This is a genomic window from Clostridium saccharobutylicum DSM 13864 (assembly GCF_000473995.1).
In the GTDB taxonomy this organism is placed as follows: domain Bacteria; phylum Bacillota; class Clostridia; order Clostridiales; family Clostridiaceae; genus Clostridium; species Clostridium saccharobutylicum.
Genome location: NC_022571.1, coordinates 3,116,033 through 3,132,619, shown reverse-complemented (window position 1 = coordinate 3,132,619; position 16,587 = coordinate 3,116,033). Strand labels below are relative to the sequence as shown.

At 27.4% G+C, this 16,587-nt stretch carries 16 protein-coding genes; 11 read left to right on the top strand and 5 right to left on the bottom strand.

Annotation, left to right across the window (positions count from 1 at the left end; all coding sequences use genetic code 11):
- The first annotated feature begins 48 nt into the window (after nucleotides 1-48).
- The 3 genes from CLSA_RS13510 (at nucleotide 49) to CLSA_RS13500 (ending at nucleotide 2,692) form a co-directional block, all read left to right on the top strand.
- Entirely contained in the window at nucleotides 49-1,260 is a 1,212-nt protein-coding gene (locus CLSA_RS13510) for an APC family permease (protein WP_022746916.1), read from the top strand.
- Between the two features lie 321 nt (nucleotides 1,261-1,581).
- Entirely contained in the window at nucleotides 1,582-1,875 is a 294-nt protein-coding gene (locus CLSA_RS13505; protein ID WP_022746915.1) for a hypothetical protein, read from the top strand.
- Nucleotides 1,876-2,032: 157 nt separating this feature from the next.
- Nucleotides 2,033-2,692: a DUF6483 family protein gene (locus CLSA_RS13500; protein WP_022746914.1), complete on the top strand. Its 660-nt coding sequence runs from the start codon at nucleotides 2,033-2,035 to the stop codon at nucleotides 2,690-2,692.
- 181 nt (nucleotides 2,693-2,873) lie between these two features.
- Here CLSA_RS13500 and CLSA_RS13495 read toward each other — a convergent pair whose 3' ends face one another.
- Together CLSA_RS13495 and CLSA_RS13490 are read right to left on the bottom strand one after the other, a co-directional pair.
- The gene (locus tag CLSA_RS13495; protein WP_022746913.1) at nucleotides 2,874-3,323 is read right to left on the bottom strand and encodes a threonine/serine exporter family protein; all 450 of its coding nucleotides are present in this window, start codon (nucleotides 3,321-3,323) and stop codon (nucleotides 2,874-2,876) included.
- A 69-nt stretch (nucleotides 3,324-3,392) separates the two neighbouring features.
- Nucleotides 3,393-4,163: a threonine/serine exporter family protein gene (locus tag CLSA_RS13490; RefSeq protein ID WP_022746912.1), complete on the bottom strand. Its 771-nt coding sequence runs from the start codon at nucleotides 4,161-4,163 to the stop codon at nucleotides 3,393-3,395.
- A gap of 459 nt (nucleotides 4,164-4,622) precedes the next feature.
- On the opposite strand from CLSA_RS13490, the gene glyA reads away from it, so the two are divergent.
- The 5 genes from glyA to CLSA_RS13465 all read left to right on the top strand — a co-directional run bounded on the left by glyA (nucleotide 4,623) and on the right by CLSA_RS13465 (nucleotide 10,535).
- Nucleotides 4,623-5,858 (top strand): serine hydroxymethyltransferase, encoded by a 1,236-nt coding sequence (gene glyA / locus CLSA_RS13485; RefSeq protein WP_022746911.1) that lies wholly within the window; start codon nucleotides 4,623-4,625, stop codon nucleotides 5,856-5,858.
- Nucleotides 5,859-6,054: 196 nt separating this feature from the next.
- Entirely contained in the window at nucleotides 6,055-6,981 is a 927-nt protein-coding gene (locus tag CLSA_RS13480) for a metallophosphoesterase (RefSeq protein WP_022746910.1), read from the top strand.
- 327 nt (nucleotides 6,982-7,308) lie between these two features.
- On the top strand, nucleotides 7,309-8,241 hold the full coding sequence (locus CLSA_RS13475; protein WP_022746909.1) for a dipeptidase: 933 nt from the start codon (nucleotides 7,309-7,311) through the stop codon (nucleotides 8,239-8,241).
- 197 nt (nucleotides 8,242-8,438) lie between these two features.
- The gene (ymfI, locus tag CLSA_RS13470; protein ID WP_022746908.1) at nucleotides 8,439-9,182 is read left to right on the top strand and encodes an elongation factor P 5-aminopentanone reductase; all 744 of its coding nucleotides are present in this window, start codon (nucleotides 8,439-8,441) and stop codon (nucleotides 9,180-9,182) included.
- A gap of 357 nt (nucleotides 9,183-9,539) precedes the next feature.
- On the top strand, nucleotides 9,540-10,535 hold the full coding sequence (locus CLSA_RS13465) for an asparaginase (protein ID WP_022746907.1): 996 nt from the start codon (nucleotides 9,540-9,542) through the stop codon (nucleotides 10,533-10,535).
- Between the two features lie 63 nt (nucleotides 10,536-10,598).
- On the opposite strand, the gene CLSA_RS13460 is transcribed toward CLSA_RS13465, so the two are convergent.
- Together CLSA_RS13460 and CLSA_RS13455 are read right to left on the bottom strand one after the other, a co-directional pair.
- Nucleotides 10,599-12,107, bottom strand: coding sequence for a sensor histidine kinase (locus tag CLSA_RS13460; RefSeq protein WP_022746906.1), 1,509 nt, complete (start codon nucleotides 12,105-12,107; stop codon nucleotides 10,599-10,601).
- Nucleotides 12,107-12,778 carry a response regulator transcription factor gene (locus tag CLSA_RS13455; protein ID WP_022746905.1) on the bottom strand — a complete coding sequence of 224 codons (672 nt, stop codon included), beginning with the start codon at nucleotides 12,776-12,778 and terminating at the stop codon, nucleotides 12,107-12,109. The genes CLSA_RS13460 and CLSA_RS13455 overlap by 1 nt, the downstream gene beginning before the upstream one ends.
- 291 nt (nucleotides 12,779-13,069) lie before the next feature.
- Here CLSA_RS13455 and CLSA_RS13450 point away from each other — a divergent pair, with 291 nt between their 5' ends.
- The 3 genes from CLSA_RS13450 (at nucleotide 13,070) to CLSA_RS13440 (ending at nucleotide 16,092) form a co-directional block, all read left to right on the top strand.
- Nucleotides 13,070-14,311 carry a M16 family metallopeptidase gene (locus CLSA_RS13450; RefSeq protein ID WP_022746904.1) on the top strand — a complete coding sequence of 414 codons (1,242 nt, stop codon included), beginning with the start codon at nucleotides 13,070-13,072 and terminating at the stop codon, nucleotides 14,309-14,311.
- A gap of 55 nt (nucleotides 14,312-14,366) precedes the next feature.
- The gene (recX, locus tag CLSA_RS13445) at nucleotides 14,367-15,005 is read left to right on the top strand and encodes a recombination regulator RecX (protein WP_022746903.1); all 639 of its coding nucleotides are present in this window, start codon (nucleotides 14,367-14,369) and stop codon (nucleotides 15,003-15,005) included.
- 367 nt (nucleotides 15,006-15,372) lie between these two features.
- Entirely contained in the window at nucleotides 15,373-16,092 is a 720-nt protein-coding gene (locus CLSA_RS13440) for a transglutaminase-like domain-containing protein (protein WP_041716276.1), read from the top strand.
- A 34-nt stretch (nucleotides 16,093-16,126) separates the two neighbouring features.
- Here the strand turns inward: CLSA_RS13440 and CLSA_RS13435 are convergent, their stop codons facing one another.
- Nucleotides 16,127-16,477: a tetratricopeptide repeat protein gene (locus CLSA_RS13435; protein ID WP_022746901.1), complete on the bottom strand. Its 351-nt coding sequence runs from the start codon at nucleotides 16,475-16,477 to the stop codon at nucleotides 16,127-16,129.
- Nucleotides 16,478-16,587: the final 110 nt, after the last annotated feature.

Here is a 16,587-nt window from a genome sequence, read left to right as displayed (position 1 = left end):
GTTACTATAATATGCATATATAGCTAAAAACACAATAAGGAGACAATTATGAATAAAAACATAGGACTTATAACTCTTTGTGGTCTTATAATTGGACCTATTCTTGGATCAGGTATTGTTTTGTTACCGCCAATAGCTTATAACAACATTGGAGAGTGGGCAATATTTGCATGGATTATTATAATGATTTTAGGTATTGTATTTGCTTATGTATTTACATTTTTAAGTTTAGAAAGCCCAGGAAATGAAGGTGTGGCAATTGCAGTTGGCAATACACTGGGACTTTTCTTTAGAGATCTTTGCTCAAATTTTCTTACAACTGCTGTTTGTTTTGGACCTATAGCCGTTTTGCTTACTGCTTCAACATTTTTAAAGAATATAAACTTTTTTAAAAATGTTGAAGTTGAATGGATTGTTTTTGGATTTATTATTTTTTGTACAATTTTACTTACAAGAGGAGTTAAATCTATAGGAAAGTTTAATTTGGTATTTACAGGATTGACAGCACTTATACTTTTATTTGGGAGTGCATATACGTTAATATTCTCATCCGATTTTCATTTATCTAAAACTCCTTTTTCATTCTCTGAATTTGGACAAACGCTTTTGCTTTTATTCTGGGCAATTGTTGGATGGGAAGTTGTTGGAAATTATATTGAAAATATTAAAAATCCTAAGAAAACACTTATGAAAGCAATGACAATAAGTCTTATAGTGATTATTGGTCTTTATATTATGGTTGCACTTTCGTTACAAAGCTTTAGGGGAAATACATATGACATTATTTCAATAATGACTCCTTTATTCGGTTCATTTGCTATACCACTAATTACAGTTATGGCATGTGGACTTTGTGTATCAACTTATCTTATGATAGTTGGAGGGGTAACAAGAATGAGTGCAAAACGATCAGAAAATAATAAGTTACCATTATATTTATCAAAAACAAATAAGTATGAAAGCCCAGTTAATGCAATTTTTACTTTAGCTAGTATACACTGCTTTATGTTAATTTTAGTTAGTTTAAATATTTTAACTATTGGTAGTCTGGTGTCATGTGCAAATGTATTCTTTTTAGCGAATGCAATTATAGGATTATGCGCAGGTTTTAAATTATTAAAAAGTATTAAATTTAGAATATCAATTGCCATACTTGTTATATCATTTTTATTACTTATTTTAAGAGCGGATATTTGGAGTCAAATACTTTTAATTATAGTTTTCATATTATCATTATATAATGCACACTCAAAAAAATAACAAGTCCATCTGGTAGCATATTTTTCACTATTATTCATAGGTAGATTGGACTAATAGACCCGCTATGAGACCAATCTGCCTCCGTGCCTGATTGAAAATATTCAGGACAGATTAGACTTGTTATTTTCTTTCATATGCCTAATTATAAAAAGTAAATTCATAAATAAAACATAAGAGATTATTATATCATGTTTAATTACGAACATATCGCTATATTATAAAATTGGTTGCATATGTTGAAATAGAGATATAAAATAAAAATAATGTTTATTATTTATTAAAACGAACAGAGAAAATAATATAAATACATAAGGAGTTTATATGAAAGATATATTTACCATGGATGAGATGATAACTATAGTAATGGCAATAGTTGATAACCTAGAATTTAAAGAATTATATGGATTATATGAAGATCAAGAAATAAATATTCCAAGACCAATAAATGAAAAAATTGAAAATTTAAATCAATGCGAATATCAAAATTTTATAGAGAAAATGACAGAAATAGCAGAGGAAGTCATGATAATAAAAAGTGGAGAATTAAATGAATTGAATCGCTGTCATGAGGAAATAATTTTTTTGATAAACAAGTATTACAAAGTAGTTGGATAACAGGATAAAATATGTATTTATTATTGATTAGATAGAAATATATTTATGAATTATATTTAGGCACATTAAAAAAATAACAAGTAAATATGCCAACATATTTCGATTTGTTATTTTGTTTAATGTACTTTATTGAATTAATATTACGAGGTGTATGACAATGTTAAAAAATGATTATATGAAAGAAGTAGAAAATACTTTACAATTAGTAAGAGATGATGTAGATAAAAATATAGCAAATGGAGATATAGATAAAGCTAAAGAAAGAGTTAATAAAGAACTTAAATCATTGATTGGACTTGACATTAAGACAATAGATGTTTTTTCATTTAAGAGTATAGAAGAGCTGCTTTGTAAAGACGTTCAATATAATAGTGAAAAATTTATTGCTTTTGCATGTCTTATGAATCTTGAAGGAATTATTGCTAGTAGAGAAAATAATGATAATGCAAAAGTTTCTTATTATGAGAAATCCTTAGAGGGATTTTATAAGGCATATATAGACGATGACGATATTAACGCTAAGTATCTAGAAGATGCTGTAGAGGCAGCTAATGAATTAAGTAATTATGAGCTTTCATTAGATTTAGATAGAAAAATATTAAGGCTTTATGAAATGGCAAATAAATTAGATAAAGCAGAAGATACTATATTTTATATGCTTAGAAAAACAAATAATGATGGAAGTATAATTTTAGAGGGAATGAAATTTTATAATAGACTTAAGCAAAGAGAAATTGATGAATTAAAAGAAGGAAATTTACCTATAGAAGAAGTTGAAGATGGAATTTTGGAACTTGAAAGAAGACTTGGACTATAATAAAATTTTATAAATAAGTAAGTAATATTATAAGTTGCGGAAATATGTATATATTTTTATATTCAACTTCAGTTAAAGATATTATTAAAGCTCAAAATGCCTAAATTCAATTTATTGAATTTAGGCATTTTTTCTTTACACAAATATAAGTTTTTTAAATATTAAGGAAAGTATAAAAAAATTATTTTTCAAATAATTTTTCTTTAACTTTTTTCAGATTTGTAACCTGTCTTGTTATTGTAGATACAAATATTACGCCAAGAGCTAAAGCACCAGCACTTGCTATTGTTGTCAGTCCAAGAGATACAGCACCATTTACATTTCCAGTTATAGTTTCATACATGGTATAATACATTCCTGCTCCAGGAACCAAAGGAATTAAAGCACAAACTACAATTGTAGTAACTGGAGTTTTTAAATATCTTGCACAAATTTCTGAATATGTACTAAATATTAAAGATGATATAAACATTGATAAAACAACACTAATACCATTTTGTATAAAAGTTAGATAACAAAACCAACTTAAGCCTCCGCCCAAAGCTGCAAAGATTAGATTTTTTCCTTTTATATTAAAAATAATTCCAAATCCCAAAGATGAGATTAACGCTACGAAAATTTGTTCAATCATTTATTATAACCCTCCAAAAATAGTTGTCTCTCTTTTTAGTTGCATAGTGTTAAAATTATTTTAAGACAATTATTTAATAATTTTGCCTAACAAGTTCATAAAGAAACTTAATACAGCACCAGTTCCAACTGCAATTGAAATAGCCACAAGTACAGCTTCAGCGGCCTTAATTATACCAGATAGAAAATCACCGGCAATAGTATCTCGAATTGCATTTGTTATTGCAAGTCCTGGTACTAATAACATTATGGAACCTATAATTGCCTTATCTAAGTTTGTACATAGATTCAATTTTACAAATAGTACAGCTAATAAAGCACATAGACCACCGCCTAATGAATTAATAAAAAATTCGTTTATATCTAGCTTTTGGCATATTGTAACTAATATTTTAATACAACCACCAATTAATGTAGCAGTAAAAAAATCCTTTAAATTTCCACCAAACATTATAGAAAAACAACCAGCAGTAATAGCAGAAGAAATTAAAGTAACTAAAGAAGAATATCTACTACTATTAGATATTTTAAGAAGTTCTAAATTAAAATCAGAAATTTCTATTGTTTTGCATTGAAGCTTTCGAGATAAATCATTGACTTTATCAATTTTATTTAAATTTACTCCTCTGTTGGTAATTCGTCGGACAAGTGTAGACACTTCATTATTATATGTAGCTGTAACGATTATTCCAGTAGGAATTACAAAACTATCAGCACTATCAGCACCAAAAGAAGTACATATTCTTACGATTGTTTCCTCAACTCTATAAGTTTCTGCACCACTTTCAAGCATGATTTTACCAGCAAGAGTGGAAACCTTTAGCAATTCATTTAAGTCCATAATTATTTTTTCCCTCACATTAATCTTTTTTATTCACATGAATTATAGCACAAATTATGTCGTAGTTATAGGGATGAAATTTAATAATATTAAGTAATTTGAATAAACAATTTTAAACTTAAAGTTAAGTGATAATTTACCGAAAGAAGCTGTATTCCTTTTCTCGATTGCTATATTAAGTTGATTATGGATTTTTAATAGCAAAAGTTACACCTATTCTCGCATACGTTTGCTGAATAAGTGATTCACATAAAATATACATCGTATTTTTAGTTTATTATTTTTTTCATGCGACTATATTATGAATATTTCATTAATTATTTATCTCATTTCTACGTTTATATATTAAAAGAAGATTAAAAAATAGTATTATTTATAATAAAATAACAAAAAATAGTTGATAAATATAGTAAGAAACACTATAATTTGAATATAAAATACAATTGGGGTGATAAAAGAATGAATTTTGAAAACATACAAAGAGAAGATAAAGAAATTTATGATTTAATCGAAGAAGAATTAAAAAGACAACAAAAGGGAATTGAATTAATAGCTTCAGAGAATATTGTTAGTCCAGCAGTTATGGAAGCTATGGGTTCATATTTAACTAATAAATATGCTGAAGGATATCCAGGTAAAAGATATTATGGAGGCTGTCATGTAGTTGATAAAATAGAACAAATTGCAATTGATAGAGCTAAACAATTATTTGGAGCAGAACATGCAAATGTTCAACCTCATTCAGGTTCACAAGCTAATATGGCTGTATACTTTACAGTATTAGAACCAGGAGATACTGTACTTGGTATGGATTTAAGCCATGGTGGGCATTTAACTCATGGTTCACCAGTTAACTTTTCAGGAAAATTATTCAACTTCGTTTCTTATGGAGTAGATAAAGAAACTGAAATGATTGATTATGAAAATGTAAGAAAAATCGCGTTAGAATGTAAACCAAAGCTTATAGTAGCAGGTGCTAGTGCATATGCAAGAACTATTGATTTTGCTAAATTTAGAGAAATAGCAGATGAAGTTAATGCATTACTTATGGTAGATATGGCTCATATTGCAGGATTAGTTGCTGCAGGTGTGCATCCATCACCAGTACCATACTGTGACTTTGTGACAACAACAACTCATAAGACTTTAAGAGGTCCAAGAGGTGGATTAATACTTTGTAAGGAGAAATATGCTAAGGATCTAAACAAAAACATATTCCCTGGAATACAAGGTGGTCCATTAGAACATATTATAGCGGCTAAAGCTGTATGTTTTAAAGAAGCTTTAGATCCAAGTTTTAAGACATATGCAACTAATGTAGTTGAAAATTGTAAAGAACTTGCAGCTCAATTGATTTCAAAAGGATTTAAAATTGTTTCAGGTGGAACAGACAATCATGTATTCTTAGTTGATTTAAATAATAAAGATATAACAGGAAAAGAAGCAGAACAATTATTAGACTCAGTTGGAATCACTGCAAATAAGAATACAGTACCAAATGAAACAAGAAGCCCATTTGTAACTTCTGGAATCAGAATAGGTACAGCAGCAATAACAACAAGAGGGTTTGTTAAAGAAGATATGGCTGAAATTGCAGCTATTATAGATGAAGCAATTTCAAATAGAGAAGGAGACTTGTCACAACTTAAAGTTAGAGTAGAAGCTTTATGTGATAAACATCCATTATATAAATAAATATAGATTATTAATATTTTATAAATTTATTTTTTGAAATATTAAATTTTAAGGGACATCAGATAAAGTTGTTTTTAAACAAATGAATCTGTTGTCCCTTAAATTTTATTTAAAATACTATATTGTTTTTTAAAGTTATCATTTAAAGAAATATTTTCATATAATAAGAGAAATAATTTAATTTGAAAGGTATTGTATGAGGATAAATTGCAAAAGGGGAAAAAGTTGTATTGATAAAATACAAAAAACAGGCCAAGTTATTGAATTTGATAATGACTCTAGACTAGTTTTTATTAGTGATGTTCATAGAGGTGATGGAGGATATGCGGATTCTTTAAGAGTAAATGAAAATATTTATAAAGCCGCACTTTGTTTTTATTACGAAAATGATTATACTTTAATTGAACTAGGTGATGGAGATGAGCTATGGAAAAATAAAAATTGTTTGGATATAGCATATACTTATAGCGAAGTTTTTAACATATTAAATAAGTTTGATCAAAATAACAGATTATATTTGATCTATGGGAATCATGATATAGTAAAATCTAATCCTGAATTTATAAAAAAACAACAAAAAATATTTAATAAGATTGGCTATAAATTTGGATACGAAATGTTGAATCTTTATCAAAATGTGAAGTTTTATGAAGGAGCTGTACTTAGATACACACCACTAAATAAGGATATATTGGCGTTTCATGGACATCAAGTTGATTTTATAAATTGTGAGTTATGGAGAGTTAGCAGATTTTTGGTTAGATATGTATGGAGATTCTTAGAAGGCATTGCAGGATTTAAGGCACCAACGAGCCCAGCAAATAATTATGATAAAGGAAGCAAAATTGACGATATTCTTCAGGAGATATCCCAAAAAGCAAAGAAAATGATTATTTGTGGACATACACATAATGATATATTTCCTGAAGTTGGGAAGGGGCTCTACTTTAATGATGGCTGTTGTGTATTTCCTTCAGCAATATCTTGCATTGAAATAACAAAAGGAGAAATATCATTAATTAAGTGGAAGGTAGAAGTAGATGATGAAAATAGTTTATATATTAAAAGAATAACTATGGGAGGACCTGAAAAAATAAATCAATATTTATATTATGCAAAATAAAAATATTAATAAGTATAGATATTCAAACTGTAATCTGGGATTATGTGGTGAAAATCTGAGATTCGATGCATTTGTGCTATACAGAGATATGAAATTTTCGCTGAAAGGTTGTACCCATTTCTGCATGTTTCTAATATAAAATTAGGACAAGCAAAAATGGTATAACCTTGCACTAAGAATTTTTACAGTTCAATTTCAAATGTGTGGTTCACAAAAATGTATGGAATTTCTAATATGGAAACACATTTTAATTATAAATCTAAATCTTAAATTGGATGTTTATATGTTGCAAGATGATTTATTAAAGCCTTTAGGAGGAAATTTGAAATGAAGTTTATTGATTTACATTGTGATACAGCAGGAAGAATTTTTTATGAAAAATTAAGTTTAAAAGAAAGTATATGCAGTGTTGATATTAAGAAATTAAAAAAAGGGCAAAGTTTAGCACAAGTGTTTGCAATATTTGTAGACCAAGAACTAAATGATAATCCATATGATGAATTTTTAAAAATATATAATAACTTTGTAAATGAAGTTTCTAAGAACTCAGATGATATTGAGATAGTTACAAATGTTAAAGAAATGGATGGGTGCAGAAACAACAATAAAATAGGGGCATTTTTATCTATAGAAGAAGGAGAAGTTATTAAAGGAAATATAGAATTACTAAAAGAAGTATATAGAATGGGAATTAGAATTCTAACAATAACGTGGAATTATAAAAACAAATTAGGATATCCCAATTACTTATTTAAATATCAAAATGAAGGATTAACAGATAAAGGTATAGAAGTGATTAATGAGTGCGAAAACTTAGGAATAATTCCAGATGCTTCACATTTATCAGATGGCGGATTTTATGATTTGATTAAAGTGTGTAAAAAGCCTTTTATAGCATCACATTCTAATGCTAGAGCTATAACAAATCATCCTAGAAATTTAAGTGATGAGATGATAAAGCTATTAGCTAATAAGGGCGGAGTAATGGGAATAAATTTTTGTTCGAAATTTTTAGGAAAAGCTCCTATATCATCTATAGAAGAAATTATTGAGCATATAAAACACATAAAACATGTTGGAGGAATTGATATTTTATCTTTAGGAAGTGACTTTGATGGTATAATTAATGATGTAGAAATAAATAATGCTTCAGAATTTAATAAGTTATATGAAGCACTTAAGAAAAGTAATTTTACAGAAGATGATATAGAAAAAATATTCTATAAAAATGTACAAAGGGTTTTTGAAGAAACTTTATAGGTATGTGCTAAATTGATTTTTTGACAAATGGAAATTACATTATCCCAATGTGGGACTATATTATTACCATAAGAAAAATATTTTGTATAAACCTTGTACATCGAGGCTCATTTAATATTTTTATGTGCCTAAAAAGAAAACATGAAAGGGGTGAAATTTTAGTGAGATGTATTTGACATTTTCACTAAAGAAAGCATATGGGCAAATTAGGTGGAAAAGTTGCATTAGTGACAGGTGCTTCAAGGGGGATTGGAAGAGCTATAGCAATAGAATTTGCTAAAGAAGGAGCTAGTGTAGTAATTAATTATTCAAAAGATGATGAAGGAGCAAAAGAAACTTTAGAAGAAATAAAAAGAATAAAAGGATATGGAATATTACTAAAAGAAGATATTGGTTCATTTCAAAAGTCAAAGTTAATGGTAGAAGAAATAATTAAGACTATGGGAAAAATTGATATTTTGGTTAACAATGCGGGAATAAGTAGTGTGGGGTTATTTATGGAAGCTGAAGAGGATGGGATTCAGAAGATAATCAATACTAATTTATTAGGAGCTATGTATCTAACAAAACATGCTCTTGAATATATGATTCCAAGAAAATGTGGTAATATAATAAATATATCTTCAATGTGGGGAGAAGTAGGTGCATCTTGTGAAGTGTTATATTCAACTACTAAAGGTGGAATAAATTCATTTACAAAATCTTTAGCAAAGGAACTTGCACCTTCAAATATAAGAGTAAATGCAATTGCACCAGGTGTAATAGATACAAAGATGAATTCATTTCTTAGAGATGAGGATAGAAAATCTTTAGAGGAAGAAATTCCAATGGGGAGATTTGGATTGTGCAGTGAAATAGGTAAAATAGCTACATTTTTATGTAGTGAAGATTCCTCATATATTACAGGACAAATTATACGAGCTGATGGTGGACTAATTTAATTTTAAACATAAAATATATAATATAAGATTAAAAAAATAAAATAATAATGAAAAAACTTAAAATTGTGAGAAATATAAAAATTAATTAAAATAATAATAGTTTTTTCTGATATAATTCATAGTATAGAAAAAATATAATAGAAATTTCAGAAATAATATTAAATGTTGATATGTAAATGAAATGTGCAATAAGCAATTTATCTAGGTTACATTAAAAAATAATAAATTAATATTTTATCAATTCTGATTTATGCTCAGTAAATAATTTTATTAAGTAATTTTGAAATGATTGGTAAAGTTTGTTTATTGTTTTATTTTATGTGACTAAATCTTAAGAAGAAGGGAACGATTAAGTTTATGAAAAACATTTTGTTATTAAGTACTGGGGGAACTATTGCATCTGCACCAACGGAGAATGGACTTGCACCAGCAATTCATAGTGATAATATTTTATCTTTGCTTGATAGTGTTTTGTATAACTATAAGGTTACTACAAAAGATATCCTTAGTCTTGATAGTTCTAATATTCAACCTGAAGAATGGAAAGTAATAGCTAAGAGCATATATGAAAATTGCAACAAGTATGATGGTATAGTAATTACGCATGGAACTGATACAATGGCATATACAGCCTCAATTTTATCTTTTATGCTACCTAATATACAAATTCCTGTTGTCATTACAGGATCTCAGTTACCATTATTAAACCCGTTAACAGATGGAATTGAAAATTTAAGATGTGCATTTGCTATGGCTGCAAGTGAAACACCTGGAATATTTTTAGCTTTTAACCGTAAGGTTATATTAGGAAGCCGTGCAGTTAAAGTTCGTACAACTGGATTTGATGCATTTGAAAGTGTAAATTCTCCGTATGCAGCAACAATTGATTCAAGCGGCTTGCATATTAACCATCAAGTTATAAAGAAAGTAACAGGTAAGTGCAAACTTGAAGATAAATTGTGCAAGGATATATTTTTAATAAAACTTACACCAGGATTAAATCCAGAGATTTTTGATATGCTTCTTAATATGAATTATAAGGGAATTGTAATAGAAGCTTTCGGTGCAGGAGGACTTCATTTTATAAGAAGAGATTTAATATCTAAGTTAGAAAAGATTGTTCAAAAGGGAATAACAGTTGTTGTTTGCAGTCAATGTTTATACGAACGAAGTGATTTTTCAATTTATGAAACAGGAAAATTAGCGTTGGAAAAGGGTGTATTACAAGGATATGACATGACTACAGAAGCAACGGTTACAAAACTTATGTGGGCACTTGGAAAAACAAATGATGTAGAAGAAATTAAGAAAATATTTCAAACAAGCTTTGTTGGAGAAGTTACAATACTTTAATATAGTAAGTTACAATAAAAAAATGGTATTACGAAATGTTTTTAGTTACGTAATACCATTTTTTTATTCATCTTCTTTATCTTCAAGTGCAACTATTTTTTCCAAATAGAAGTAGAATTCAACACCACCATTAATATTTTGAAGGTTAAATTCACTATTGTGTAATAGTAAAATATTTTTTACTATTGATAATCCAATACCAGTACTGTTTCGTTGAGTTCGTTCTCTTGATTTATCTAATCTATAAAATTTATCAAATAACTTACTGATTTCACCTTCAGGAATAGTTACACCCATATTTTGAACAGTTATTTTAAATTTTTCTAATCCTTCAGTAATATCTATATTTATATTATTACCTGGAGGAGTATACTTGATTGCATTAGTTATTAGATTTGTAAAAACCTGCTCCATTTGAAAGGGATCTGCATAAACGTAACTATATGGATTAGTTGAAGAGAAGTTAACATTAAATTTATGCTCTTCAAAATCAGGGGTATGTTTTTTTAGTATTTTGTTAATAAGTCTATTGATATTAAAACCTTCAAAATTTGGTTTTATGGATCCAGATTCTAATTTTGAAAGTTCTAACATATTAGTGACTAGAACACTCATTTTTTGAGCTTCATCAATAATTGTTTCTAAATACATTTTAGCATCTTCTCCTGATACAATTCCATCTCTAAGACCTTCAGCATATCCTTCAATTATTCCAATAGGAGTTTTGAGTTCGTGGCTTACATTTGCAGTGAAATCTTTTCTCATAGTCTCAAGTTGTCTTTCTTTCTCAATATCATCTTTAAGTTTTTTGTTTTTTTGCTGTAAATCTAATAATGCATTATGAAGATTATTAGATAAAAAGTTAAGTGATCTTGCTAGAATTCCGATTTCATCTTCTCGATCAGTAGCACAAACCACTGAAAAATCCATGTTTGACATTTTATTTGCAACATGAGTTAAACTTACAAGTGGTTTAGAAATTAAATTAGAATAAAATGACGCAAGAATTATAGAGATAATAATTAATCCTAAAAATAAATAAATTAAAAATTCATCTATAACTTGGGAAGCTTCTTCTATTGGCTGAACAGAAGATACACAAAAGATTAGGCTATCATTTTTATGATTTATGGACATAGGACTGACGACACCTATCTTTTTTAGCCCGCTACTTTCGTTGGTAAAAGTTGTATATTCGATTTTAGAATTATTAATAACATCCGTTATTAAGTCATCATTATTTATTAGTTCTGAACAAAAATTAAAACTGTCACTATCACCTTGAATTTTTCTAGATTGATATATAATATGTCTATTTAAAGAGGTAATAACAATTTGAGCATTATTATCATTTTCGAATTTTTGAAGCACTTGATATAAATCTATATCATTGTCAATATGTAAGGAATATAAATCACGAAATTTACCAACTTCATTAATCAAAGAATTAGTTTTCTTATATGAATAAAATCTTTCAAATAAAGTTGATTCTGCAAAGTAAGTTAAAAGCATTAAACCTATAATTAGAGATAAAGTTATACCAAATAATCTTTTTGATAAACTATGTTTCATTATTTACCTTCAAATTTGTATCCGCTTCCACGAACAGTAACAATGTAATTGGATTTATCTAATAACTTTTCTCTAAGTCTTTTGACATTTGTATCTACAGTACGAATATCACCATAATAATCAACACCCCATACATTATCTAAAATATTATCCCTGCTTAAAGCAATACCATCATTTGTGACTAAATAAATTAACAGTTCATACTCCTTTGGCGACAACGTTATTTCTTTGTCATTAATCTTAACTTCGTGTGAAAGTTTGTTTATAGTAAGTCCGTTAAAATCTTGATAACTAGAATCAACATCTTCTCTAGTTCTTTTTAATAATGCCTTTACTTTAGCAATTAAAACTTTTGGACTAAAAGGTTTGGTCACATAATCATCAGCGCCATAATCATAACCTTGAAGTTTATCTTCTTCCTCACCTTTAGCAGTTAATAAAATTACAGGAACGGTTGAAACTTCTCTTAATTTTTCTAACATAGTCAGACCATCCATGATAGGCATCATTATATCCAAGAGGACTAAGTCAATTTTTTGTGTACTAAATACAAATAAACCTTCTTCGCCATTTGAGGCTTCAAAAATATTAAAGTTTTCCTTAATTAAATAATCTCTAAGCAGGAATCTAATTCTAAGTTCATCTTCTACAATTAAAACAGATTTCTTCATTTTATATCATCTCCTTTTATACCTTTAATAAATATTAAGGTAGATTAATAACGTAATTAAGCATTTCAACATTATTTTAACATTTATTAGGTATAATCACTAGTCAAACATTGAAATAATTTTTAAGGTAATAAAAAAGTAATAATTCTAGTATTTCAAATTAGAAAGTTATAAAAAATAGATAAACCAATATGGTTTCTATAAAGTTGTGATATTAGGCACTATATTTTTAGTGTGATTTACAGTATTATAAAATAAGAGAAGAATAGATATATAATAGGAGAATAGTGAATGATAAAATTAAATTTTGATGTAGAAAGACATACACTAAAGAACGGCTTAGAAGTAATAACAATAAATAAAGACACACAAATTGCGTCTATAAATATAGGAATTAAAGTTGGAGCTTTATATGAAAAGTTAGATGAAAAGGGAATAAGTCATTTTATTGAACATATGTTGTTTAAAGGCACGGTTAGTAAAAGTGATGAAGAACTGAATAGGCAATTAGAAGAACTAGGTGGAGAGTATAATGCTTATACTGACTATGATGCTACAGTATATACAATAAGCTGCTTGATGGAGGAATTTCAAAATGGAGTAAATATTTTGGGAGATATGATAATAAATCCAGCATTTGATAAAGAAGAAATTGAAAAAGAGAGAGGGGTAATTTTATCTGAAATAAGAACTAGCAAAGATGATATTGAAGATTTTAGTTTTAAGAATGTAAATAAAATTGCATTTACAAAGAGTGGTCTAAAATATGAAGTGACTGGACTTGAAGAAAATGTTTCAAGATTTACAAGAAAAGAGATATTAAATTATTATAAAAAATATTATACTCCTCAAAATTCGTTAATAACTATGGTCTCATCTTTAAGTCATAAAGACGCTATAAAGTTAATTGAAGAAGCGTTTAATAAATGGAATGGACAAAAGCCAGTGGCAGTTGGAGTAATAAAGGAAAATAATAATGAAGTAACAAAAATTAGTTATAAGAAGGATATAGAACAAAGTACCATAGTTTATTTATACACATTTAATGAATTAGAAAAATGTGATGAACTTCCTCTAAGAATATTGAATCATAGACTTGGAGAAAGTTCGAATTCATTACTTTTTAGAGAAGTTCGAGAAAATCGAGGATTAGCTTATGATATTTATACTCATCTTGAAATAACAAACAACATAAAAACTCTATATATTTATACAGCAGTAGCCGAAGAAAATATAGAAGAAGCAAAAAAGGCTATTGATGAAACTCTTAATAATGTAATAAATGGTAAAATTCAAATTGGAGAAAGAGATCTTAATATAATGAAAAAAGTGCATAAGACAGCAGTAATTTCAACATTAGAAGATTCAGCAGAATTATGTAATTATATGTTACATCAGGCATTAGAAGATGAAGATATATTTGAATTTGTTAAAGATATGGATAGATTAAATAAGTTAGATACGATTAAGATTAATGGTGTAGGTAAAAAAGTTTTAAATAATCCAACAATTCATATATTAAAATCAAATTAATAATGCACATTAAATAAATAACAATTCAACTAAAATAGCAGGGGAAAAAGTAGAAATGGCAAAGATAACAAAAATAGAAATTCAAAAAAGAAACAAAGAAAGAATAAACTTATTTTTAGATGGAGAATATGCATTTTCTCTTTCTTTGGAGTTGATGTATAAAGAAGGACTTAAAGTAAATCAAGAAGTAGATATTAATATACTTAAAACTTTAGCTAAAAAGGAATCTTATATAAGATGTAAGGAGTCTGCACTTAAAATAATTGAGCGAAACTATAAAACAGAAAAGGAAGTAAGAGATAAATTAAAATTAAAGGGATATGAAGAAGATGATATTGATTCTAGTATAGAATTTCTTAAGAATTACAATTTTTTAAATGATTGCAACTATACAAAAGCATTTATAAAGGATAAGATAAATATTCAAGGAAGTCAGAAAATTAAATATAATTTAATTAAAAAGGGAATTTCTAAGGAAATAGTGCAGGAACAATTATCTTCAATAAACAAGGATGATGAAAAAATTACAGCATTAAATCTTGCAAAGAAGAAACTTAATATAATAAAGAAAAGTGAAAATGATGAGTATAAAATAAGTGGTAAACTATACAGATTTTTAATTTCAAAAGGTTATGGGTACGATATTGTAAAGGAAGTTGTAAAAGAAGTTATGGCATTAGATGACTTTGAGTAACAAAATAAGGTACATGAAAGAAAATAACAAGTCAATCAAAATAACCATAGCATTTTTGACTTGCTATTCTCTTTCATGTACCTAAAAAGGAAATATTGACTTACAACAAAATAAAAAATTTTGGTATAATAATAATATCAATGATAATATATGTATATATAAGTAGTAGTAAGATATCTACAAAAATTAATTGTTTTAGTCTTATATTATAGTTTAAGTACATAAAAATAATACATCAATATGCTGAATTTTTTAATACAATACCAGAATGTTAAATTATTGTGGTTTAAGATGTTTATTGTATACAAATACAGTTATTATATCTTTTGTGTGTTATTTTACTTATGTGCTTTGTGGGGGAAAAATTGTGAAAAAAAATAAATTTTTATTAGCTATTACTGCAATAATGTGTGGATGTTTACAAATATCTATAATAATTGCAGTCTTAGTGTGCCCATCAATAATAACTGATTTAATTTCGACTTTTTCTTTTTCTGATAATGGAATCATACAAGATTCTGCATCAAGCAATTCTAATTCGGACAAGAGTGGTAACAATAGATTTTTTAAGAATAGTAATTTACTAGGTTTTTCTAAAGAAGTTGTTATTTATAATGGAATTACAATTGATCAAGGTATAAAATCAAATGATCAGATTAATGATAAAGCTGTTCAATTAACTAAGACTGCTAAAAGTGATAGGGAACGTGCTAAAACATTATATACTTGGGTTGGAAGCAATATAAAATATGATGACAACAAAGCTGAGAAAGTTATATATGGAAAGAATAGTAATGATATGCCTGATGGGGGAGCCATATGTGCATTCAATAGCAAATGTGGAATATGTTTTGATAAAGCTTGTCTTTATGTTGCAATGTGCAGGTCTATAGGGCTTAAGGTAAGATTAATAGGCGGAGAAGCTTATGATGGAGAAAAATATGTGGGACATGCATGGAATCAGGTTTATTTAAGTGATGAAAATAGATGGATAAATGTGGATACTACTTTTTATGATGGTGGAAATTATTTTGATTCAAATTTATTTAAAAAGCATAATGTAGATGAAATTGTTGGTGAATGGTGAAATTATGAAAGGGAGGAACACTCCCTATGCATTATCAGTATTTTATTTTTGAAATAACAAGGTTGACAGCTTTTTCACAGTCATTATCGTTAGGATCAATTGCCCATGCTATATTAAAAAGACGTAAAGCTTTATCAAAACATTCTTTCATAACATAGCAATATGCTAAGTTAAAGAAATATTTACTTTCATGCTTAAGGGAAATGGCTTTATTAAGCATTACGATTGCTTCATCAAAGTTTTTTAATTTAATGAAACAAACACCAGAATTATAATATGAGCAGGCTTTGTTTAAATTTTTGGCAGCAGATTGTTTATAATAGTCAATTGCTTTTAAATAATCTTGCATATTATAAAATTTATTTCCTTCATTAAAATAATTCATTTTTATCCTCCAAAGAACAGATTGTAAATACGATATCAAATACTTTATAATTATAGACAATAATGTAGATTACTATACATAACAATACATTGAAATAACAGAGTAGGTGA

What these genes read in the sequence shown, in the direction of transcription:
- CLSA_RS13510 (WP_022746916.1), top strand. Translation starts at nt 49, where the DNA reads ATGAATAAAAACATAGGACTTATAACTCTTTGTGGTCTTATAATTGGA.
- CLSA_RS13505 (WP_022746915.1), top strand. Translation starts at nt 1,582, where the DNA reads ATGAAAGATATATTTACCATGGATGAGATGATAACTATAGTAATGGCA.
- CLSA_RS13500 (WP_022746914.1), top strand. Translation starts at nt 2,033, where the DNA reads ATGTTAAAAAATGATTATATGAAAGAAGTAGAAAATACTTTACAATTA.
- CLSA_RS13495 (WP_022746913.1), bottom strand. Translation starts at nt 3,323, where the DNA reads ATGATTGAACAAATTTTCGTAGCGTTAATCTCATCTTTGGGATTTGGA.
- CLSA_RS13490 (WP_022746912.1), bottom strand. Translation starts at nt 4,163, where the DNA reads ATGGACTTAAATGAATTGCTAAAGGTTTCCACTCTTGCTGGTAAAATC.
- glyA (WP_022746911.1), top strand. Translation starts at nt 4,623, where the DNA reads ATGAATTTTGAAAACATACAAAGAGAAGATAAAGAAATTTATGATTTA.
- CLSA_RS13480 (WP_022746910.1), top strand. Translation starts at nt 6,055, where the DNA reads ATGAGGATAAATTGCAAAAGGGGAAAAAGTTGTATTGATAAAATACAA.
- CLSA_RS13475 (WP_022746909.1), top strand. Translation starts at nt 7,309, where the DNA reads ATGAAGTTTATTGATTTACATTGTGATACAGCAGGAAGAATTTTTTAT.
- ymfI (WP_022746908.1), top strand. Translation starts at nt 8,439, where the DNA reads ATGGGCAAATTAGGTGGAAAAGTTGCATTAGTGACAGGTGCTTCAAGG.
- CLSA_RS13465 (WP_022746907.1), top strand. Translation starts at nt 9,540, where the DNA reads ATGAAAAACATTTTGTTATTAAGTACTGGGGGAACTATTGCATCTGCA.
- CLSA_RS13460 (WP_022746906.1), bottom strand. Translation starts at nt 12,107, where the DNA reads ATGAAACATAGTTTATCAAAAAGATTATTTGGTATAACTTTATCTCTA.
- CLSA_RS13455 (WP_022746905.1), bottom strand. Translation starts at nt 12,778, where the DNA reads ATGAAGAAATCTGTTTTAATTGTAGAAGATGAACTTAGAATTAGATTC.
- CLSA_RS13450 (WP_022746904.1), top strand. Translation starts at nt 13,070, where the DNA reads ATGATAAAATTAAATTTTGATGTAGAAAGACATACACTAAAGAACGGC.
- recX (WP_022746903.1), top strand. Translation starts at nt 14,367, where the DNA reads ATGGCAAAGATAACAAAAATAGAAATTCAAAAAAGAAACAAAGAAAGA.
- CLSA_RS13435 (WP_022746901.1), bottom strand. Translation starts at nt 16,477, where the DNA reads ATGAATTATTTTAATGAAGGAAATAAATTTTATAATATGCAAGATTAT.